The organism is Cerasicoccus arenae (assembly GCF_014651635.1).
Taxonomy (GTDB): domain Bacteria; phylum Verrucomicrobiota; class Verrucomicrobiia; order Opitutales; family Cerasicoccaceae; genus Cerasicoccus; species Cerasicoccus arenae.
Genome location: NZ_BMXG01000001.1, coordinates 244,389 through 266,576, shown reverse-complemented (window position 1 = coordinate 266,576; position 22,188 = coordinate 244,389). Strand labels below are relative to the sequence as shown.

Sequence of the window (22,188 nt, the reverse complement as noted above, 5' to 3'; positions counted from 1 at the left end):
CGCTCGATTGGTTGGGAGAATGATGGGGCGGACATACTTCTATTGAATAACTTAACTACCGGAGGATTCGTTTTCCCCATAGTTTGTTGAGTAGAGTCGTCCTGAAGCATTTTTGTTTGCTTCAAACTACCCGTATACTCACCCCTAATCTCAAATCTAAAAAATGTTAGGTTTATTTACCTGCCGACGGGCTTTCGCCTGCCCGGCCTTGTTCCGCGTGCTCCCAATGGTAGCCGCGTTTGTTACTGCCTCAAATATTCAAGCTGTCGAGTACTACATGACATCCAGTGGTGCGGGAGCTCAAACCGGCGCGGATTTCGCCAATGCATTGTCGAAGAGTTCCATGTCCACAACGCTCAATACGACGATGGTTCCGGGTGATACGCTCTATGTCGGTTCCGGTAATTACGTAGACACACAAATTTTCATCAATTCAGACGGCACAGCCAGTCTCCCGAAAACGATTAAGGGGGTCGATACTGGTGGTGGAATTCCACATTTTAACGGAGACCCTGGTTGGACTCGAACCTCTCCAAATTCTGGACAATCTCAGGTGTTGCTTGTGCGGGGCGACCATTGGATTGTGCAAAATTTGGAGATCAGTCGCACGCGTCACGGGATTAAAAATTCGTCCGGTAATTCGTCCGTAGGCTTAACGTTTCGGGATATACTTATCCATGACGTTCGGCATGGCGTATACCTTTACTATGTTGATGACACCCTATTTGAAAATGTGGTCGTTCAGGAATACACGAAGCAAGGTTTCCGCTTAGATCGTGGTTGCGACAATGTAACCTTTAGGCGTTGCACGGCCGATATGACCGGAGGCGATGTTAGTTGGTGGGATCATGGCGAATCTTTGCCATTTGGCTTTGTTGGATATGGCTCCGGTACGGCTAACACGAACCTGGTCTTTGAAGACTGTATCGCTATGAATAACCGGTGGAATAACCAGACTGACTCCAATGGCGATCCGCAGGGCTATTACAATGGTGATGGCTTTGTTCTTGAGGGAAGTACTGGCGGCACGAGTCAGTTCATCCGCTGTATTGCGGTGAACAACGAGGATGCCGGCTTCGACATTAAACCAGTCGCAAATTTTGAGGGTTGTGTTTCGGTGAAGAACTATCGTGGCTTCAGGCTTTGGCATAATACCAAAACATTGAACAACTGCGTGGCCGCTTATCCCTTCCGTCGCACAACCGCGAACCAAACTGGGAGTGAATCGACTAATGGTTCTGGTATCTGGACCCAAAATGGGCATTCCACGGTTACAAACTATACCTACTATGGTAATACTGGTCGTGGATTAGATGAAGATGGCAGCGGTAGCCTTACCGTGACCGATAGCATAATCGCCTTCAGCGGAGCAGCGGGTTCATATGAAACTGGCTCTGTCACACTCGGCAGCGGCACGGTTACCTATCGTCCCGGCAGTGGCACTGACCCAGATTTCTTCGGCCCCTCAATCACTTGGAACGGTATCGGTAATGAGTTGGACAGCCAGGAATATGGCCAGTCCATTGGGTATCATTCTCTATCGACTCCTTTTGAAGCGGAGTCACTACTCGTCTCCAATTCGGGTGAGGGTGAAACGCTTGTTGCGGACGTATCTTCTAGTGGTGGCGAGCTCGTGCGTTTGGATGCAGATAGCACCGGTGATTGGATCGAATTCTCGGTTCCAAATTTGCCAGTCGGTACTTATTGGATTTTTGTTACGGATAAGACGGCTTCAGATCGGGGCATTTATCAGCTAAGTGTTGATGGCGTTGATATTGGTGCGCCAGTCGATCAATACAGCAGCACTGCTGGTTATGGTGAAGTCGCCATAGGAACGGTAACATTGGCTTCGGATGCCACCGCCGTTTTCCGATTCACCGTGACCGGCAAAAACGGATCGAGCAGCGGATACACGTTGGCAATAGATTCCATTCGCTTGGCCTTAAACGCAGGCATTCCCAGCGGAGAAACTGAATTCTTCGAAATTATCCCCGAAGCAGATACCTTCGTGAATGACGGAAACGCGACCACCAATTTTGGCAGCGATACCAGATTATTGGCTAAATCAGGCCCCTCGGAGTATAAGCGTATTGCTTATCTCCGTTTTGCTCTGCCATCGACCACCAATAGTTTTCTGGGGGCGACGCTTAAGCTGAATGTGGAGTCAATCGGTGGAGAGGGATCCGGTGCGCGATACATCGAGATTCGTCAGCTTGCGAATGACTCATGGGATGAGTCGACGATGACGTGGAACACCCGCGAATCATCAACGGGAACGTTGATTGCAACCATCGACGCCCGGACTCCTGGAGTGATTCATGAAATTGATGTAAGTGCATACGTCTCATCTGAAATGAGCGGTGATGGAAGCGCTTCCTTTGTTCTTATCCAGCCAGGTAGTGGCAACAAGTTGGTTATATTTGGCAGTCGTGAGAATACCGGAAAGGAGCCAGTTCTTGAAATTGAAACCGAGGCCCCAAGCTCAACGATTTCTGAAATTGATGCCGAGGCGGATGCGTATGTGCATGATGCGAACCCAACCACAAATTACGGCAGTAATTTGGGTTTAGCCGTCAAAAATGGTTCCCCGGATTACGATCGTATTTCGTACGTTCGTTTCCCGCTGTCCTCGCTTACTGGAACCGTGACGAACGCGACATTGAAATTAAGGGTAAACTCAATCGGTGGTGAAGGTTCTGGAGCGCGTTACATCGAAATCCGTCAACTTGTGAACGACGCGTGGGATGAGTCGACTATGACTTGGAATACTCGTGAGCCTTCATCTGGAACGTTAATCGCAACGATTGACGCCAGAACACCTGGAGTGGTTCATGAGATTGATGTGACTTCCTATATCGCTCAAGAAGCCATTGATGATGGGGGAGCCTCGTTCGTCCTGATTCAGCCTTCATCAACCCCCATGTATGTTACATTTAATAGCCGGGAAGATACAGGCAAAGGGCCAGTGCTGGAAGTTGAGTCGACAACTGCGCCTTCTAGCGTGCTTGTTTTTGATTCAGGAAGTTTCTCAGACTACGCTTCGCAATCTGCCTCTGGCGGTATGACATTGGGGGCAGGCAATACCTCGCTTCAACTAACAGGCAACTACTGGAGGAAGTATGCATACAGCTATACGGTGACTGCTGACACCATGATGGAAGTGACACTCGATGCTTCCGATGTCGGTGAGCTGACCTGCATTGGTTTCGACTCTGACAATGACTATTTGACTGGTTTGACGCACATTAAGTTGGCGGGTAGCCAAGTGCTTAACGACTCCTTCGCGCCGATCAGTCCCTTGTATGTCGCAGGCTCAGGGCCGGTAACCCTTGTGATTCCCGTTGGCTCATTCTTCACGGGAAGTATGTCCTACCTGACCTTTGTTGGCGACGATGATGATGATGCCAGCCTCAATGCGATATTCTCTGATATTCGTATCTACGAAGCGGAATAAACGACACCAACTGCGATTCCAGCGAACATAGTAAGTTACGCTTGATCATTTGACTGTAGTTGCTTTGGCCGTTTGTCGCTGACAAATGGTCAAAGCCTACAGTCATTTTGCATCCCATCCAGCATCGATAAATTTCCATGCATGGTGGGATTTTTTTTGCTGAAGGCCAATGAGACGCTGTGTTTGGTTGCAGGAAACCACGATACGACCTCCGCTTTACTAATTGGAACGGCGGCGGCGGTTTTTGTGGCGAGTCTTTGAAGATCGGTCAACCTCGTTTTCCCGTTCAGGATTGGCTTTGATCACAGGTAAAGGTGAGTTTCGGGCGACAGGAGTGGATCGTTGACCCTGCTCGGCAGCTTGCGACCACTTGAAGGCCATTGCCAAGCCAATCCACAAGCAGACGAAATTTGCCGGGCTGCTGAGTGGTTGACTGACCAAAGATAGCAGCGCAAGCAGCGTAGCGCCGCCCCAGAGGTAATGGCTTAGACGGCGGTGGGTTTTCATCCGCGCAAAGGCAAACATCAGCGACAATGGGTAAATCAGCCAGAGCGCCATGCCGACCAGACCGTATTCGACTAAGCCTTGCAGCAGGTCAGAGTGGGGCGATCCGTAGTATTCCTGGCCGAGGTCTATCTGTTGGTGAAAGGGGAGGACATCGGCAAACGCATCGATGCCCCAGCCAAAGTATGGACGCTGTTCAAACAAGGCCCAGGCATCGCGCCAGAGAGCGGTTTGGACTTCCCATGGAATCCCAAATGGTGCCCGCGTGACATCGTTTTGCGCTAAGGTGAATTCCGAGGCAAAATAGTAGATGCTGCCGCCAGATAACGCACAACCGATTAGGGCGAGTAGGCCACCGCCCAACATGCTACCAATATGCCCTTTGCGATTGGCCGCGATCATCAGCCCAGTGCTAAGTGTTAACAGGCCGATACCCAATCCAAGCAGGAAATGATGGACTGGTGCGCCCGTCCAATAGACTGACCACGCCAGCACCACCCAGCCTAAGACAAGCCACATGCTATTATGGGAGAACAGGCTTTTCCAAGATTGCCGATGATGGAGGTAGAATAACACGCCGAAACTAACAACCATCCAGAACAGGGCAAATGCCGCCCATTGGTGTCCATGGGGAAATACTGAATAGAAATTGTCTTGTGCAGGCGTCAGAAAGGTGAGGATACGCTTCCAGCGAAATACTTCTCCAACTAGGCCAATGCCCGCCAGAATCATTGCACTGCGCGTGAGCGTGATCAGTATCTTGGCCATGGCGTGCTGGCTCTGGGTGAAGGCCACAAGCCCAACCGCGCTCATCATCATCATGCAGGGGTATACCATCAGTTGCCAATTGGCACCGGAGAAACTATTGACCGGTCCAATGGTGGGCGGGTTAGCCAATTGTAGATAAATTCGGTCGCCGATTTGTAGGTATGAGATTGTCGGCGAAAACTGACCAATCGACCAGATGACGAGCATAGCAATAGGCACAAGCAACCAGCGTCGAAAATAACGGCGATTGGTGCTCGTAGAGATGGCTCCCTCCCGACGGTAGAAAAAGAAGAAAAATAACGATAGGGCCCCAATGGCGGCGCTCAGTGACGGTCCGCCCGCAAAATCCCCCCCCACAAGCCAGCTTGTGAGCAAGCCCATGCCGATGAACTGGGCCGTGACATACTTTTCAGTCGCGGTTTTATAACCGGGCAGCGGATATTCTTCTTCCCACACAGTAGAAACAAATCCCCTATTGTGGAGTGCTTAGGCAGATGGATTCGGCGACTTCGCGCGCCACCATCTCAGTGGTTAATTGCGCGAGCACCGTCAGTGCGAACGCTGTTGCTGTACCTGCCCCTTGGGAAGTGATAATCAGTCCGTCGGTAATTACGGTTTGGGCGGATTCCATCTCGGGTAATTCCTCGACTGTACTATAATGTGCAGTGTGACGTTTACCCTCTAACAAACCTGCGTCGAGTAAGGTCAGAGGGGCCGCGCAGATGGCAGCCACGAGCTTCCCCAACTCCAGTTGTCGCTGAATCGCAAGGCGCACACGCGGGTCGTGGCGGAGGGATTTATTAACCCCTGGGCCACCGGGCAGAACGATGGCGTCATAGTCGTGCATCAACGCTTGATCGAGGTCGACATCAGCCTGCACCGTTATGCTGTTGCGGCCTATGATGAGAATCTCCTTGGTCAGCGAGGCAACGGTGACCGAGACCCCCCCCCTTCGAAGGATGTCGATGGGGGCGATGGCTTCCATTTCTTCAAAGCCTTCGTGCAGGATGACTAATGCAGATTTACTCATGGGGTTCGGGGAGTGATTTGGTGAATGTGTCGATGGCATCCCAATAGCGGGAGCCTGCCCGTTCAATCAAATTGTTGTGCCCAGCGTCATCGACGAAAAATGCGGTTTTCGGCTCCTTGGCCTTGTCAAATAGTGCTTGGGCGTGGGAGAAGGGGACCGTACGGTCCTGTGTGCCATGTATGATCAGCAGTGGGCACTGGATTTGGTTGATTAGGGCGAGGTTGTCGAATTTATCCCAAGGCACCAATTTTCGACGGGTGACGACTCGAAATGTGCTGGAGTAAGTGCCGTCGGTGATGACGCCTGCGACGACTTTTTTAGACGCGAGGGCAATCGTAGGCCCCCCCCCCAGCGAGCGTCCGAATAAGATGATGCTGTCGGGGTCGACATCCCGCAAAACAACGAGATAACTGAAGACGGCAGAAATAGCTTCATTGCAGCCCTGCTCGCTTGGGCGGCCGTCGCTGGTTCCGTAGCCGGGATAGTCGTATGCCATTACAGCGAAGCCTTGATCTCGCAGGTCTCCCAAAAACGGCCGGATATTGCCCAAGTCCTCGGCATTACCATGACTGTAGAGGATGGTGAACTTCGCTTCTGGGTTGGGCAGGTAGAGCGCAGCAATCTCGGTGTTGGAGCGTGGTAACGGTAGCCTGATGATTTCCTTGGTGTCCTTGTAGCTGCGAGGCGGCACTGGAAAAATCATCCGATCGGAGAAGAATACGGCGAACAGGCAGAGACCGAGATATGCGAGGACAAGCCCAATTGCCAGTCCGTTGATTAGTTGCCAGAGCATGGGTCGTTTTTTGCGGCGCACGGAGGGAAGTCGAGTCTAAGTGACGTTGTCCAGATTGCATTCCTGAAGCTCGCCTGCGTTGCTAGCTGACGGCCCGGTGGGTGCCTCACGGCTAGGACGGGCGATTAGGCCAGGATAGGGCTCAGCAGCGAAGGGAATTTGGTCGCGCCCGCCATTAACTAGGCATTCGTCGCAAATTGCAAAAAAGTCCTCTGGCGCACGCGCTCGGCGCATCGTCCGTAAAAAATGGCCTTCGGGGTCGACGCTTTGGCCGACGAAGTTCAGGAATTTCTTCAGATAGGCAACATGGCGCTCGTCTTCGTGGCGGCCCTTGCGGGTTTCCTTCCAAAGTAGATCCACGTAGCCGCGTACATCGCCCAGAGTCGGTTGAAAGACTGGTTGCCCGTCGAAAGTTTCTCTCAATTGGCGGAAAATCCACGGGTTGCGGATCGCATGTCGGCCAATCATTAGACCTGAGGCACCGGTGTGTGCGAGCACCCATTGGCCTTTGGCGACTGACGACACATCGCCGTTGGCGAGCACCGGGCAGGCCACGCTGTCCACGGCCTGTTTGATACAATCATAGTCGACTTCGCTCCGATACATGCCCTTGACGGTGCGTCCGTGTACACTGAGCAGGTCGACATCGTGCTTGTTGATGAGCTTCAGAATCGGGGCGTAATGCTCGGTATCGGCAAAGCCAATGCGCATCTTGACGGTGAACCGCCCAGGGCAGACTTCCCGTAGTGCGCCCAGCAGGGCGTCAATCTTGTCCGGATCACGGAGCAGGCCGCCGCCGACGTTTTTCTTGTAAACCTTGGGTGCGGGGCAACCCATATTGAGATCGATGCCTGCGATTGGGTGCTCGAGCAGCAGGCGCACGGTGCGCTGCATGTGCTCGATATCCTCGCCGATCAACTGCGCAAAAACAGGCCGATCGCTCGGGTTGTCATCAATGGACTCAAGGATGTGCGCTTCCGGTCGCGAATGTTCATGTACGCGAAAATACTCCGTGAAGAATAGGTCTGGCGGCCCGTATTCATTGACGATCGCCATGAATGCGCGTGTGGTCACGTCCTGCATTGGCGCTAGGGCCGTTGGCGGCTGGCTGGGGATCAGTGTGTCGGGCAGGGGGGGGGTCATTTTGCGCCTCCCGGCAACGTTTTGATGGGGGAGGTCAGGCGCACGAAGTAATATTCCCCGCCATCCTTGTTTCTCACGCTGCCTACCGACTTCCATTGGTCAGGCTGGAGCATCAAGGAACTTTGAATTTGGCGGCGTTGTGTGAATGTGGCGTCTGCATTGCCCTCTGCTGGGTGCGTATTGGAGAAAAGCCGTTGGCCATAGGTGAAGCTAACCAGGGCGGTGCCTCTATCCTTGATATATTTGGGGTTAAATTCCGCGATCGAAATGGCCAATTCATCACCGTTGGGCATGAATAAGTTTATGTCTTGCGGTTGATTTTCTTGCAGAATTACGCCCGGAAGTACGATCAATTCGGCGTTTGAGTCGAGTTTCAACACTTCGAATGTAGGCGATTCTATAGCTTCGCTTGTTTTGAATACCACGCACTGGAGCACGTAACCTTGATAGGGCAGTGGCGTCAAAATTTCCGGTCCAGTCACGCAACCGGCTAGCAGCAGTGCAATGAAGAGGCTAACGTATGTTTTCATGGTTTTCAGGAACGCGAAATCCGTGTGATTATTGGCTCAGCGGACGATTGGCTTTGGACGAATATTTCCAGAAGAGTTTATTCATCGTGAGTATACATGGCCAAAGTGGTCGTTGCTTTAACCTTTCCACTTTTAATCTTTAACCTCCGAATCAGTCCGACTGTTTCAGAATGCGTTCGAGAATTTCTGTCATATCCTCGACGGAATCGATGACTTTTTGGGCGACGTAGATGGGCTTTTCAGCTTGTAGGGCTAGGACAATGGAATCGCTTGGCCGGGCGTCAATTTCGACGATTTTTTTGCCGATTTCGTTGTCCATATTCAGGATCAGACGGGCAAAAAAAGTGCCATCGTCGACATCGTTGATCACCACGCGCTCTACGCCGATGCCAAAGCCTTGGAACATGCTGTCGATGAGATCGTGGGTGAGCGGGCGCTCTTTTTTGACGTGGTTAATCGTCATCGAAATGGCGTTACCGATACCCTGATCGACATATATGACAAAGGTCTTTTCCTCGCTTCCAAGGAAAACCGCACACCCGTTGGACGTCGGCATGACGCCCTTAATATCGACTTCAACCACGTCGTTCAGCATATAAGTAAAAGGAACACCATGATGTGGGTATCCGCAAGCGGATTCCGCGGGAGTTCTAGGGGTGGATTGGTTACTCGGTTCGCTACGCAGTACGTGGGCGAGTGGCCGCGGTGGATTCTGAATGGCGGCGGTTGCTTTGGATGAACTCTACCACGGCTTCGAGAAAGGCAACTTGGCTTGACGGTAAGGCGGATTCACGAAGGGCTTGGCGGGCGTCGTTGAAATGCTGGCGTACTTCGCGTCGCAATTGCAAGGGAACGCCGGACTTGGCTAATAAGAGTGCGATCTGCGAAAGTCCTTCCTGGCTTTCCGAACGGGCCAAGGCGGTGTGGAGCAGTTTCTGGTCAGTGGGGGGGAGGGAATCGTGGAGGCGCTTGAGGAGCAGCGTTTTGACGCCGCAATGAAAGTCGTAGGCTAGGTCTGGTGCAGCGTCAGGGAGAAGTTCGACTTCGTGCAAGTCATTCTCGATCTGGAAGGCCAAGCCGAGGGGGCGGGCAAAGGCGCTGAGGGCGAGATGGGTATTTTGATCTGCGCCAGCGAGCAATGCGCCAAGGACCAGTGGGCATTCGATGGTGTAGCGGGTGGTCTTGAGATGGTAGGTTTGCTCGATTTCGGACTCGTTGATGTCTGCCAGAGGAATTTCCAGATGGGCGATCTCCGCGGCCTGTCCCATGCCAGTTTCTTGGGCGATGCGGAGGAAGTAACGCATGGCCATCTGGGCGCGGGGGGGGGGGAGTTCGGGGTCGAGAAAGCACTCCATCGCAAAGCCGAAGAGGATGTCTCCCAACACGAGGGCAAGGCTCTGTGCGTTGCGTCGATCGCTGGTTACATCGTTGTCCAGGGCGCGGTGGAGCGTGGGCTTGCCGCGGCGGGACTCCGAGCAGTCGATCAAGTCATCGTGGATGAGGGCAAAGGCGTGAAAAAGCTCCAGGGCACCAGCGACACGGAGGGCGGAGCGTGGGGGGGGGGTATCTTTGCGGTCAAAGAGCTGATAGCTGAGTAAGAACAAGAGCGGGCGCAGGCGTTTACCGGGTTGGCGGAGAAAGGCTTTGAGCGATCGCCAAGCGGGTTCGAGAGACGGGTGCTGCGATAGGCGATCCTCTAACTCCTTGAGCTCCATGGTGATACACGCATGTAGGTCTTCTTCGAGTGGAAGAAGCATCTCAAGCGGGTCGACTGGGGTCACGGGAGAGTCCATCCGTTGGGGCTCCGGCCAATCGTCAGTAGTAGCACTTAATGGCATAGATAGTATGATTGACGCTAATGTCTAATATATCAAGCGACAAGCGGATTTTGTGCCATGACGTAAACTCTTGGGCCGTTGATGGGGGAGGGTGCAGTCTTTACTGGAAAACTACGTTGGTGTTGGTAGGTACAAAAAACGGTTCCGCTTAGAACTTGCGCCCAAGGATGCGCGGAACACATTGTTATCGAGCTCAGGACCAGCGGGAATGAGCTGAGCACAATGGCAGACAGGAAACAGACGGCGGCGAAAGCGCGCCCCAATCTTTACTTGGTTGGTTTCATGGGCACTGGGAAAAGCACAGTGGGCCGGGCCTTGGCGCGTCGTCTTGGCATGCAGCATCTAGACTCTGATCGCGCGATTGAAGAGGCACAAGGCCGCCCGATTCCAGACATTTTTGCGGCAGAAGGAGAGGCCTATTTTCGCAAGCTGGAGTATGATTTCGTCCACTCCGGGCATCCGGAAAGCAACTGCGTCGTTTCCTGTGGCGGTGGTCTGGTGACGGCTCCTGGCATGATTGAGGAACTCAAGCGCCGCGGTCTCGTGGCGTGTCTTTTTGCCAGTCCAGAGACCATTCTGAGCCGGACGAAGGGCAATGCCAACCGCCCACTGCTCAATGTGGCCGACCCTGCCCAGCGCATTGCTGATCTGCTTGCCGAACGTGAGCCGATCTACCTGCAAGCCGGCGCGTGCTTCTACACCGATCATCAGCCGATGGTTGAAATTGCCCGCCATATCGAGCGATATTACTTTCGTGAATCTCGTCGTCTAACAGCTAAAGAAAAGCCTCGTTGAGGCATTGCGTTTCGCTGAATTATCACCAAGCTCGCGCAGATGAAAAAGCGCTTGTTGCAAATCTTCGTCGTCCTCATTGTCATTTTTATCGGCATCCAGTTTGTGCCGGTTGATGACGTGAATCCCCCCGTAACCCACGAGGTTCATTGGGCTAACGCCCAGACCAAGGAATACTTTATGGGTGCTTGCGCCGATTGCCACAGCAACGAAACTGTCTGGCCGTGGTATGCGAAGGTGGCTCCGGCGTCCTGGTGGCTGGCGCATCACGTGGAGGAAGGGCGCGAGCATTTCAACATTTCCGTACCCGATATGGGCGATGCGCACGAAGCCTATGAAGCCGTTCATGAGGGCTGGATGCCGCTGGGCAGCTATACTTGGATGCACCCCAAGGCTCGCCTCACTTTAGAGCAACGGGAAGAGTTCTCTGCTGGTCTTAAACTGACCTTTAATGCTGATGGTGAATACCACTCAGATGATCATCATGGCCATTCACATTAGATCATTTCTCCTAGTGTGGTGAAGGAGGTTTTTAACATTTAGCGGGCGGTTTCTGTGATTTTAGGATGGATGTCGATTATAGCATCTCCAAAGATCACACCAATGACCCACCCCGAAGACCTAAATGCCCTGGTTTTTCTTGTTGAACAACAGCACGTTGATTCCATGCGTGTGCTCGGCCATCTAACTAAGAGCACTGATCTGATTTTGTAATGAGCATTCTAACGCACCCCGACTTTCGCTTCACTCTTGCGCCCATCGATCGTCTGCCTGGAGACGCCAATCTGATTCCGGGGCATCCCGCAGAGCTGGCATCTTGGATTTGGGCTCAAAACAAGCGTGGGCAAGAAACAGCTTTTTTGGAATTTTCACTGGAGTTTGATTGGGCTGATGGAAATCGTCCGCTTGAACTCCATGTAACGGCAGATCAACGTTTTCAACTGTATCTTGACGGGCAGGATGTGGCTTTTGGCCCGGATCGCAGCGACCTTGGGCACTGGGCGGTGTCATCGCTCACCATTCCAGTGTCGGCTGGTCGCCATACCTTGACTGCGCTGGTGTGGACGCTGCCGCTGGCGAGCGGTCCCCAGCCATCACCAGAGGAAATGGACGCCGAGGGAAATCGTCTGCCGATTGCCCCCATGGCACAGATGTCCTACCGGGGAGGGTTTTTATTGTGCGCGGTAAAGCCTGACGATGAGGCATTGCTCAACACTGGCTTGGCTCCGTGGACATACCGTGATTTGACCAATGCGGTGAGTATGAAACGAGTCGATAACTTGAGATACCACGATATCGGGCCGTCGTTCACCGTAAATGTTGCGCAGTGGTTTGGCTCCGATGAGCGCAAGCAAGCAGTTGTGTTTCGTGGACCTTTGAATAAGCAGCACACCGGCGTAGTGCGTCAGGGCTGGGCGCTTGATCGTTCCTATTTGCCTGAGCAAAAACGGGTTCGTTTGGCAGGTGGAAAGGTGAGGGCGGTTCGGATTATTTCCGAAGATTCATGGCGTGAAGGCGGGCAAGCGGAATCCATTGCTGGGTGGCAGGCTTTACTCTGCGATGCGAAGCTTGTTGAAATTCCGGCAGATACAAACGTGGAAGTGCTTTGGGATTTTGAAGAATACCGCTGCGGTTATCCGTTGATCGAAATCGTGGGCGGCGAATGCCATATTGAGTTTGAGTGGGCGGAATCACTTTATGAATGTGCGGCCGATCAGTTGCTCACTGCTTCGCGCTCCAAGGGGCATCGGGGTGAAATTACCGGCAAGTTTTGGTTGGGATTTGGTGATGCATTCAATCTGCCAAAATCGTCTGAAATACTCACTGCTCCAATTATTTGGTGGCGTTCTGGGCGATATGCACGCCTGCGTATTCGATCCGGCAATGAACCGGTTTCGATTCGGCGTTTGGGTGTGGTGACGACGGGCTATCCCTTCAACCTTGATGCGCAGTGGGAGTCAAGCGACACTGAGTGGGACAGCATTATGCCCCTCATGGCGAAAGGGCTGGAATACTGCGCACATGAAACTTGGACGGATTGCCCATACTACGAACAAATGATGTACGTGGGCGATACGCGGCTGCATGGTTTGTCGAACTATGCCTGCTATCGTGACGATCGTATAAGCCGTCGGGCGATTGACCTCTTTGACTGGTCACGTATCGGATCACTTGGTGAATTGGTTTCGGAGCGCTATCCCTGTCACCTCCGGCAAGAAAGCTCGAGCTATGCAATGATGTGGGTATGGATGGTGCATGATTTTATGATGTGGCGCGACGACCTCGATTTCGTGCGTGATCGTATATCTGGCATCCGCAATTTGCTGGAGAAATTTATTCCGCAGATGACGAATGAGGGCGTGCTGGGGCAAATTGCTGGCTGGCAATTTGTCGACTGGGTCAAGGGATGGAAATCAGGTTGTGGGCCGGGTACGCGCGAGGGCGACTCGTCGATTTTAAACCTGCACCTTGTCCTAACATTGCGTTGCGCAGCAGAGATTGAAGCAGCGGTTGGCGAACCGATTATGCAGAAGCGTTACATGGCCTTTGCCGAGGATCTCATGGAGGCCACGCTGCGATTATATTGGGACAGTGAGCGAAATTTGCTGCTTGATTCTCGGATGTCGCCACTCACCAGTGAGCATGCACAGGTGCTTGCCTTGTTGACTTGTATGCTGAGCGAGGAACATGAGGCTGCTTGTCTGGATGCATTGCTCAATGCTGACTTGGATGCGCGCTGCACCATTTATTTTTCGCATTACTTGTTGGAGGTCTTTGCGCGTTATGGTCAGAGTGAGGCTTACTTTGAGCATTTGAAATTTTGGCGTGGATTACCCGAGCAGGGATTTGTTTCATTGCCAGAGGCACCGGAGCCCGCTCGGAGCGATTGCCATGGTTGGGGTGCCCATCCAATGTTTCACACTTATGCCTCGGTCGCGGGCGTCCGCCCTGTGGCCCCCGGTTTCCGCCAGATCCGGATCAAGCCGATGCCAGGCCCGTTGGGTTTCTTCCGTGCCGAAATGCCGCATCCACTGGGCGTTATCACAGTTAGCGGGGAACGCGTTGATGGCCAAATGACCATTAAAGTATCCGTGCCTGAGGGGGTGAAATACGAAATCGATGAAACACTTTGCTAAACAAATTTCATGAAAACTATAATTCCTGACGAAACTTTTTTTCAAGGCGCGATCAGCTTCGAACGTGGCGAAGACTACATTCGACCATGGCGTTTGCCCTTCGATGAATTAGCGCTCCATGCACCGGACGGTGATCTGCCAGATAAGGCTGGTCGTTCTGCTGGCGTGCGTTTGCGCTTTCAAACGAATAGCCCGGTCATTGAGTTGGAAGCGCACCTTAATAACATGGGCGCACTCCCCATTATGGACTTGGTGTGCGATAATGAAATCCTGGTTTCGCAAGGCCCATCTGGCGACAGTGATATTTACCGTTTTGCAGGTCTCGAACCGTCTTCGCATGTCTACGAAATTTACCTGCCAGTCCAGGCCTATTCATATGTAAAAGCGTTGCGTGTGGCTGATGACGCGTCTCTGGAAATCGTTGCCGATGAGCGCGTGCGCTGGCTGACATACGGCAGCTCAATCACGCATTGCGGCGGAAGTAAGAGCCCGGCTCGTAGCTGGCCAGCGACTGCAGCACGCGCATTGAACCTTAACCTGACCTGCTTGGGATACAGCGGTAATTGCCATTTGGAACCGATGGTGGCGCGTGTCATCGCCAACCAGCCGATGGACATTATTACGCTGAAGCTGGGCATCAATATTTATGGTGGCTCCACGCTGGGCAAGCGCACCTTCCGGCACAACATCATTGGTTTCGTGAAGACGATTCGCGACCAGCATCCCGATGCGCCAATTGGGTTAATTACACCAATCTATGCGGCCGAGCGTGAGACCACGAATAATGCTGCGGGCATGACGCTTGAAGACTATCGCGAAGAACTGCGTTCGGTGCACGAGGTGCTGACTTCATTTAACGATGAAAAACTGTTCCTTTTTGAAGGGCGCGACCTCCTTTGGGAGGCCGATGCGGATCTGCTGCCAGACAACTTGCACCCGAATGGCAAAGGCTATCAACTGATGGGCCAGCGCGCGGCAGAGAAGATTTTGCCTGTCCTACTGGCTGCGCGTGCATAATTGGTTCTCTCCGCATCGATCCAGCAAATATTTTCCGGTGATCGGAACTAAGGCGTTTTTGGTGAATCCTTGGAGTTGCCACGCGCTGCGGTCTGGCTACAGTCTGGCGGCGATGGTTCCTCAGCGCGAACAGCCGTGGTTTGAATTTCATCTCGTCCAGCCCGATGGCAGCGAGTTTATGGAGTCCTTGCCTGCGGACACTATCCGCGAAGCCATGGAAAAAATGCGACGGATTTACCCTCAAGCCCGGCTGACACTCAAGCGGCATTACAAGCGGGATAACGCCTTTCAGACGAATGCCGGGCCTGCTACACGCCAGTCCACGCCACAATCTGAAAAAAAACCTCCCGTATCACCTGCCGTGAACGATTTTCGGGCGGTGTTTGGCTTGGGCGAAGACGCGGATTTTACTGCTATCAAAGTAGCCTACCGTGACGCCCTCAAACGCTACCACCCGGACCGTGTGGCAGATCTTGGGGAGGAACTGGTTGCTCTGGCCGAGCGCAAAACTCGCGAATACAACGCCGCCTATCAGGCCGCCCGTAAACATTTCGACCAGTAACCAGCGCCCCGCTGGATCGTAATTTTTCGCAATGCGAAATTGAAATAGGGGGGACAGAGACGCTCGAATTCGATATTACGCGAAGGCAAAATAAATATGTTCAACGGGCGACTGGATGCACGTTGCCCTTGACGCCACGCGCGCGGGCGCGAAGATGCCCACCATGCAGTTGGTGTGTTTGGATCTGGAGGGGGTGCTCATTCCCGAAATTTGGAAAGCGGTCGCCGAGCGTACGCAGGTGGAAGGCCTCTTGCGCACCACACGTGACGAGCCGGACTACGACGTGCTCATGAATTACCGGATCGATCTGCTGGCCCAGCACGACATCCGCCTGCCGCTTATCCAAGAAGTCATCGGCGGATTGACGCCCATGCCAGGCGCACAGGAATTCATGAAATGGCTGATGTCCGTTTCGCAGGTGATCATCCTCTCGGACACCTTCGCGCAGTTCGCCCAACCGCTGATGGCCCAGCTCGGTTTCCCGACGCTGTTCTGTCACGAGCTGATCATCGACCCTGAAGGCCGTGTTACGGGCTATCAGCTTCGTCAGGACAACCAGAAAGAAAAAGCTGTCCGTGCCCTACAAAGCCTCAACTTTGAAATCATCGCCGCCGGTGATTCCTACAATGACCTCACGATGCTCCGCTCCGCCGACAAGGGCATCCTCTACTGCCCGAGTGAGCAATTTGCCGCCGAAAATAGCGACCTTCCCGTTTGCACCGAGCACGCCGAGCTGAAGGCGCTGCTTGAGAAATACTTGGCTGTGTAGGGCCGCTGCCCGCCCGACGTGGGTATTTTCTCACGAAGGCACAGAGGCGCGAAGTTTTTGTTTTAAACTATCTTAATCCATCGACAGAATGCCAAAACCCAGTCGCGCTTTAATTCGCTGACATCTTTGTGCCTTCGTGCCTTTGTGAGAAACAACCTCGTCTGAACTCGAAATTTAATGCCCAAGAAAACTGATCAAGGTCGCTACGCCGCACGCGGCGTTTCCAGTAGCAAACAAGAAGTTCACGACACCGTGGACAAGCTCGATCGCGGACTCTTTCCCGGTGCCTTCTGTAAGATGACCGAGGATTTCCTGACTGGGAACAAGAAGAAGTGCAACGTCATCCACGCCGATGGCAGCGGCACGAAGTCCATCGTCGCCTACCTGCATTATCGCGAAACGGGTGACGTGTCCGTTTTCCGTGGCATTGCGCAGGACAGTATTGTGATGAACGTCGACGACCTCCTGTGCGTGGGTGTGACTGGTGGCGTGCTGCTCTCCAGCACCGTCAACCGCAATGCCCGCCGCTTCCCGGCAGAGGCGTTGGCGCAGCTCATTCAGGGTACGGAAGAATTTCTTGGCACGTTGCGGGATTTCGGTTTTGGCATCCAGAGCGGCGGCGGCGAAACGGCCGACGTCGGCGACCTCACTGGCACGGTCACAGTCGACTCCTGCGCGACGGCGATCCTCGACCGTGATGCGGTCATCACCGGTGACAAAATTCGTCCCGGTTTGGCGATCATCGGCATCAGCTCGGCGGGGCAATGCGATTACGAAACCGCGCCCAACAGCGGCATCGGCAGCAACGGCTTGACCAGTGCGCGCCACGACCTGCTCGCGCCCTATTACCGCAAAAAATATCCCGAGACCTACGATTCGATGACCGACAAGGAGCTCGTCTACTGCGGCCCGTATAAGCTCGATGATCCGTTGCCCGGCGGCGACGGTATGACCGTCGGCCAGGCACTGCTTTCGCCCACACGCACCTATGCGCCGGTTGTGGCGAAGCTCTTAAAAGATTTCCCCGGCGACATTCGAGGGCTCGTCCACTGCTCTGGAGGTGGTCAGACGAAATGCCTGCGCTTCGGCAATAAGGTTCATTTCGTGAAGGACAACCTCATGCCGCTACCGCCCGTTTTCAAGGCGATCCAGAAGGCGAGCAAGTCGACATGGAAGGAAATGTATCAGGTCTACAACATGGGCCACCGCCTCGAAGTATTCGTCCCGAAGAGCAAAGTAAAGAAGGTCCTCGCGGCCATCGAAAGCTTCGGCCTCGATGCCCAGCAAATCGGCCACACCGTGAAATCCGAAAAGTCCGACAGCGCCAATCACCTGACCCTGATGCACGGCAAAAAGCCACTCAAATACGCTCACTAGCCAGCGTCCCGCTGGACCGATAGATTTTCGCATTGCGAAAATGGCGTGGAGGCAATTTGCACATCGTTAAAAAGGGTGCGGAGAATCTGCACGACTGCTGATTTACTTGTTATCGCCGATAGGTGCCAAGGTTGCGGTAACGATGGGCATTCCCGTCACTTGACGAGATTGGCATAGTCCATACTGATGCGATCACTGGCACCGGACACGGTGAATTCACCTTCAGCCTGATAGGATTTGCCACCAGTTTTGAACCCTATTTTCAATTCGACGTTTCGAAGGTCGGTCGAATGCCAGAACGCCAATTCATTTTTAAAATAACCACGCGGATCAGCATTAATGGACTCGATCTGGATATCTTTCACCGCATCAAATTCTGTTTGGGTGGCTTTATTCTCGATTAGCTGACGAATGACGGCGCTTTTCAAAAAAGTCTTTAGGCTGCTTTCAATCTGCGGCAAGTAGCTCTCTTGGCTGAGAGTCTTCATGCTGGTATTGGTGGCCTGTTTCGTGATTTTAGCAAACAGCTCTGGCTTCGCCAGATAGAGGCCGCCTGTCCCCAATAAGAGGATGAGAATCACCGCGATGGAGGCGATGGGAGAAAGTTTCACTTGGAAATCGGCCGAATTGTTGTCCATAGGCAGGTGGGATGAGTGAGGTTACAGGGTATATACGTGAATCAACGAAGCGGCAATCACACATTTGTTTGGACGAGTTAAAACCGGATTGCCCCACTATCAATAGGCGTTAACTTTGCCCCATGCCTAAACGAACCAATGTGCTCGGGACTGAGCTGGAATGCTGCTGTCAGGACCCGATGACGGGCTTTTATCGCGATGGCTATTGCCGGACGGGCGCGGGGGACCAGGGGCTGCACACCGTTTGCGCGGAGATGACGGCGGAGTTTTTAGAATTTTCACGTCGGAGTGGCAATGACTTGTCCACGCCGATGCTGGAGTATGGCTTTCCCGGATTACAGCCGGGTGATCGCTGGTGCTTGTGCGTGACACGTTGGGCGGAAGCGTTGGCAGCCGGTTGTGCCCCGCTGGTTGTTTTGGAGGCCTGTCACAATACAGCGCTGGAGTTTGTGGATCTGAAAGATCTGCAGGCGCACGCGCTGATTCGCTGAACTACTTGATGCGCTTGCCCTGGATTTTCTTCAGGCCGATGAGCATGGTGATGCCGTTTACGCCGCGTTTGCTGTCGTCGAAGATAATGCGCACGTCGCCGGTGGCGTAGGCGAATTCGTTCTTACCGACAGGGTAGACACGGTAGCGCGGCTGGCCGGGGATTTGCGCATAGAGTTTTTCACCGTCGCGTGTGATGTCGATTTTTGCGTCAGGCCCGACTTGGTAAGTGCCCTCATATTTCATTAATTGCTTTGCTGGGCGGAGGCCGCTAGGCGGAGGTTTGGGCAGCGGATATTGTTCCGGGTCGAGGATGTAGAAGCCCACATCGTCCAAGCCCTGTGCGGAGTTAGTCAGGACAACACAACCGGTTTTGGTTGAAGGATTGAAGCCGACAAAGGCCGCGTAGCCGCCGGTCTTGCCATTTTGCCAATAGACAGCTTGGAGGGCTTTACGGGTCACGTGCCAGCCGTAGCCAATCATGGTGTTGGGCATCGAGGTTTTGGTGAAAACATTTTGCGTGGTCCGCACGGCACGTTCGTCGTCCTTATCGAGCTTGATCATGCTCATGTTGGCGGCGGTAAGGCGGAGGAGGTCGCGGGCCGACGAGTAGAGTCCGCCGCCGCCCGCGAGGCCGTCCCAATGCCAGTTGGGGACTTCCTGCAAGCCCTGATGGCCGGGGACCATTTTAGCAGGATCGAGAACGGCAGTGGTGTCTTGTAGCGTTAGAGGCTGGCTGACGCGCGTCTGGATCAGCTCATTAAAGGTTTGGCCGGTGCGGAGGGTCAGCACGTGGCCGAGCAGGCCGTAGCCGAGCATGGAAAAGCGGTATTCCGAGCCGGGGGGGATTGTCAGCCCGATCACGCTGATCGCGACGTAGGTGTGGTCGTTGGTGAAGTCAGCAAAGGGGTCGCTGACGTCCTTGGGCTGGAGGTTTGGCGGGTTGTGGGGCAGGCCGCTGGTGTGTGTGACCAAATGCACCAACTGCAAGGGCAAGTGCCCGAAATGCGGTGTGCCGACATACTCTGGGAGGTAGGCGTTGACGGGCTGCATCCAGGTGATTTGCCGGTCAACGACGAGGCTGGCGGCTGCCGTGGCCGTGAAAATATCCGTCACCGCGCCAATTTCAAAAACATCTTCCGGCTTGGGCGGGCGCGGATCTTTCGCTGATACTTCACCCGCGGTAAAGTATTTTTCGCCGGAGAGCGATATGACGCCGACAATGATCGACTGGTTCAGCTCACGGTCGACCCGGGCGTCGATGTAGTCCTGCACGCGCTTGGCATCGAAGGTTTGTGCCGATAGGCTGGACACGGCTAACAGGGGAGTCAGGAGGGAAAAAACCGACCTCATGGAAATTATCTTTTCGTATAGCACGGATAGGTTGTAGCTTGTGTGGCGATGAAAATCAAACTCAAGTCGCCACTCGATATGCACTTGCACCTCCGCGAAGGAGAAATGCTGAAATTGGTCGCTCCGCTGACCGCTCAGACCTTTGCCGGCGCGATTATCATGCCGAATCTCGTCCCACCAGTGGATAATCTGCCACGCCTGTTGGCCTATCGGGAAGAAATCCTCGCCGCGACCGCCGGAGAAGTTTTCGAGCCGTATATGACGCTGTTTTTCCGTAACTACACCCGGGAAGAGTTGGAAGCCGCCCGCGAGCACATTACGGCGATCAAACTTTACCCTGCAGGCATCACGACGAACAGCGAGGGCGGTGTGAAAGAACTGGCTGATGCCGAGGCGACTCTGGCGCTGATGGAAGAACTGGGAATCCCGCTCCTCGTCCACGGTGAAACCAATGGATTTGTCATGGACCGCGAGCGTGAATTTCTCTCTGTCTACGAGCAGATTGCGACGAAGTTTCCGCGCCTCAAAATCGTCATGGAGCACATTACGACGGCGCATGCGGTTGATTTGCTGGACCGCTTTGAAAATCTCCACGCGACCGTCACGGCGCATCATTTGATCATCACTCTGGACGACGTCGCGGGCGGCATGCTGAATCCGCATCTGTTCTGTAAGCCGATCGCCAAGCGCCCGACTGACCGCGACGCCTTGCTCGCTGCCGCGCTTCGGGCGCACCCCAAGCTTAGTCTGGGCACAGACAGTGCCCCGCATCCCCAGCACAAAAAGGAATGTTGCGGCTGCGCGGCAGGAGTCTTCACAGCACCGATCACGTTGGCGCTTATGGCTGATCTTTTCGCGAAGCACGACGCGCTGGACAAGCTCCAGGCTTTTGTTTCGGGCAATGCGCAACAAATTTACGGCGTTACGCCGCCGGAGAAAATCGTTACTTTGCGCGACACCGCAATGACGATCCCTGCGTCTTATGGCGATGTTATCCCCATGTGGGCTGGGAAGCAGCTTGGCTGGAGCGTGGTTGGCTAGAGTCGCTGGCTTGTTGCTGTTTCGCCGTTCAACGGCGATTCAGTCGCGTTCCCGAATAATTACCGCCCGGCTACTGCGGAGGGCATTGCTTCGACGTAAAAATTGATCTCGTCAATCTGAATTGTGCGGGGGTTATGGTCCTCTGGGTCCGTGGGGTTGATTACCACGAAGTGTGTCAGATCAGACGCGCTGGCGGTCTGGAATTGGAACGCATTTTTTTTATCGTCTCGAAAATCAGTTAGTTCGGTGCGTTTTTCGAAGTCGCCGCCTTGTATATACATGCGGACTTCGTCGTGAGAGTTGTCTACTGTGACCCACAGGCTGTACCAGACATCAGGTTTGATCTCGGGCATGACTTCATAGGCCTTGTTCATACGGCCACGGTTGTTGACCAGCACTTGGTCATCATCGGGGCTAAGGACTGCCAAAGTGGCGTTTGGTCGAGAGCCTTGCTTGGGATTGCCGAGGGTCCAAGCGGCGGCGATATCGCTCTCCGAAACAATGGTTTTGCTGGCCATTCCAAAAACACCTCCCCAATAACGGGAGTCCTTGAGTGTTCGGAACTTAAGAAAGATTACGCCCGACGCCCCTTCAGGGATCATTAGTGACTGGGCTCGCGTGCTGCTGGCCAAAGCTTGCCCTGGCGCGATCTGCGCGACCTGGTTGCCGTCTGGCAATGTGGTAACCGTTGCTGGTTCGAAATTGCGAATATCCATCCACGCACGTTTAGTGGAGGTGGAGGATCCGTCTTGGTGTGAATCAAAATCATCCACACCAATCCAATCAGCCGCCATGACTGTTTGGGTGATAAATATGCAGGACGCTAAAGTGCGCCAAATGGAGAGATAATTAGACATTACGCGAATCGAGGATAGGGGTTTTCGCTAGGGTGATTATCGCCCTATGACGGGTTTTTAACAATAGGGTGTATGTTTCATTTGTATGAATGAAAT

At 53.7% G+C, this 22,188-nt stretch carries 20 protein-coding genes; 10 read left to right on the top strand and 10 right to left on the bottom strand.

The annotated features are described in order from the left end of the window. Window positions 1-163 precede the first annotated feature (163 nt). On the top strand, window positions 164-3,454 hold the full coding sequence (locus IE065_RS01205) for a CBM96 family carbohydrate-binding protein (protein ID WP_189511008.1): 3,291 nt from the start codon (window positions 164-166) through the stop codon (window positions 3,452-3,454). Window positions 3,455-3,673: 219 nt separating this feature from the next. On the opposite strand, the gene IE065_RS01200 is transcribed toward IE065_RS01205, so the two are convergent. From IE065_RS01200 to IE065_RS01170, 7 genes are all read right to left on the bottom strand, one after another. Next, entirely contained in the window at window positions 3,674-5,182 is a 1,509-nt protein-coding gene (locus IE065_RS01200; RefSeq protein ID WP_189511006.1) for an O-antigen ligase family protein, read from the bottom strand. A 16-nt stretch (window positions 5,183-5,198) separates the two neighbouring features. Next, window positions 5,199-5,756, bottom strand: coding sequence for a DJ-1 family glyoxalase III (locus tag IE065_RS01195; RefSeq protein WP_189511005.1), 558 nt, complete (start codon window positions 5,754-5,756; stop codon window positions 5,199-5,201). Beyond that, a complete protein-coding gene (locus IE065_RS01190) occupies window positions 5,749-6,549 on the bottom strand; it encodes an alpha/beta hydrolase (protein ID WP_189511003.1) in 801 nt (266 codons plus the stop codon). The genes IE065_RS01195 and IE065_RS01190 overlap by 8 nt, the downstream gene beginning before the upstream one ends. A 36-nt stretch (window positions 6,550-6,585) precedes the next feature. Then, window positions 6,586-7,692 carry a tRNA dihydrouridine synthase gene (locus IE065_RS01185; RefSeq protein WP_200163425.1) on the bottom strand — a complete coding sequence of 369 codons (1,107 nt, stop codon included), beginning with the start codon at window positions 7,690-7,692 and terminating at the stop codon, window positions 6,586-6,588. Then, a complete protein-coding gene (locus tag IE065_RS01180; protein WP_189511001.1) occupies window positions 7,689-8,222 on the bottom strand; it encodes a hypothetical protein in 534 nt (177 codons plus the stop codon). Before IE065_RS01180 ends, IE065_RS01185 begins: the two co-directional genes overlap by 4 nt. Window positions 8,223-8,373: 151 nt before the next feature. Then, window positions 8,374-8,817, bottom strand: coding sequence for a bifunctional nuclease family protein (locus IE065_RS01175; protein WP_189510999.1), 444 nt, complete (start codon window positions 8,815-8,817; stop codon window positions 8,374-8,376). Between the two features lie 82 nt (window positions 8,818-8,899). Next, complete coding sequence (locus IE065_RS01170) at window positions 8,900-10,060, bottom strand: polyprenyl synthetase family protein (protein WP_189510997.1); 1,161 nt, start codon at window positions 10,058-10,060, stop codon at window positions 8,900-8,902. A gap of 222 nt (window positions 10,061-10,282) precedes the next feature. Between IE065_RS01170 and IE065_RS01165 the strand changes: the two genes are divergently transcribed. The 7 genes from IE065_RS01165 (at window position 10,283) to IE065_RS01135 (ending at window position 17,714) form a co-directional block, all read left to right on the top strand. Continuing rightward, complete coding sequence (locus tag IE065_RS01165; RefSeq protein ID WP_189510995.1) at window positions 10,283-10,855, top strand: shikimate kinase; 573 nt, start codon at window positions 10,283-10,285, stop codon at window positions 10,853-10,855. Between the two features lie 39 nt (window positions 10,856-10,894). Then, window positions 10,895-11,353 carry a heme-binding domain-containing protein gene (locus IE065_RS01160; RefSeq protein WP_189510993.1) on the top strand — a complete coding sequence of 153 codons (459 nt, stop codon included), beginning with the start codon at window positions 10,895-10,897 and terminating at the stop codon, window positions 11,351-11,353. Between the two features lie 212 nt (window positions 11,354-11,565). Further along, entirely contained in the window at window positions 11,566-13,989 is a 2,424-nt protein-coding gene (locus tag IE065_RS01155) for an alpha-L-rhamnosidase-related protein (RefSeq protein ID WP_189510991.1), read from the top strand. 9 nt (window positions 13,990-13,998) lie between these two features. Further along, window positions 13,999-15,006 carry an SGNH/GDSL hydrolase family protein gene (locus IE065_RS01150; protein WP_189510989.1) on the top strand — a complete coding sequence of 336 codons (1,008 nt, stop codon included), beginning with the start codon at window positions 13,999-14,001 and terminating at the stop codon, window positions 15,004-15,006. Between the two features lie 37 nt (window positions 15,007-15,043). Continuing rightward, window positions 15,044-15,568, top strand: coding sequence for a J domain-containing protein (locus IE065_RS01145; protein WP_189510988.1), 525 nt, complete (start codon window positions 15,044-15,046; stop codon window positions 15,566-15,568). 115 nt (window positions 15,569-15,683) lie between these two features. Next, entirely contained in the window at window positions 15,684-16,337 is a 654-nt protein-coding gene (gene thrH / locus IE065_RS01140; RefSeq protein WP_229792033.1) for a bifunctional phosphoserine phosphatase/homoserine phosphotransferase ThrH, read from the top strand. A gap of 177 nt (window positions 16,338-16,514) precedes the next feature. Next, the gene (locus tag IE065_RS01135; RefSeq protein ID WP_189510986.1) at window positions 16,515-17,714 is read left to right on the top strand and encodes an AIR synthase-related protein; all 1,200 of its coding nucleotides are present in this window, start codon (window positions 16,515-16,517) and stop codon (window positions 17,712-17,714) included. A 155-nt stretch (window positions 17,715-17,869) separates the two neighbouring features. Here the strand turns inward: IE065_RS01135 and IE065_RS01130 are convergent, their stop codons facing one another. Continuing rightward, complete coding sequence (locus tag IE065_RS01130; RefSeq protein WP_189510984.1) at window positions 17,870-18,352, bottom strand: hypothetical protein; 483 nt, start codon at window positions 18,350-18,352, stop codon at window positions 17,870-17,872. Window positions 18,353-18,474: 122 nt separating this feature from the next. Between IE065_RS01130 and IE065_RS01125 the strand changes: the two genes are divergently transcribed. Next, complete coding sequence (locus IE065_RS01125; RefSeq protein ID WP_189510982.1) at window positions 18,475-18,843, top strand: DUF2237 family protein; 369 nt, start codon at window positions 18,475-18,477, stop codon at window positions 18,841-18,843. A gap of 1 nt (window position 18,844) precedes the next feature. On the opposite strand, the gene IE065_RS01120 is transcribed toward IE065_RS01125, so the two are convergent. Further along, window positions 18,845-20,155 carry a serine hydrolase gene (locus IE065_RS01120; protein ID WP_189510980.1) on the bottom strand — a complete coding sequence of 437 codons (1,311 nt, stop codon included), beginning with the start codon at window positions 20,153-20,155 and terminating at the stop codon, window positions 18,845-18,847. Between the two features lie 87 nt (window positions 20,156-20,242). Between IE065_RS01120 and pyrC the strand changes: the two genes are divergently transcribed. Further along, window positions 20,243-21,235, top strand: a complete 993-nt coding sequence (pyrC, locus tag IE065_RS01115) for a dihydroorotase (RefSeq protein WP_189510978.1) — start codon at window positions 20,243-20,245, stop codon at window positions 21,233-21,235. Window positions 21,236-21,294: 59 nt separating this feature from the next. On the opposite strand, the gene IE065_RS01110 is transcribed toward pyrC, so the two are convergent. After that, window positions 21,295-22,029, bottom strand: coding sequence for a hypothetical protein (locus tag IE065_RS01110; RefSeq protein ID WP_189510976.1), 735 nt, complete (start codon window positions 22,027-22,029; stop codon window positions 21,295-21,297). Between the last annotated feature and the right edge of the window lie 159 nt (window positions 22,030-22,188).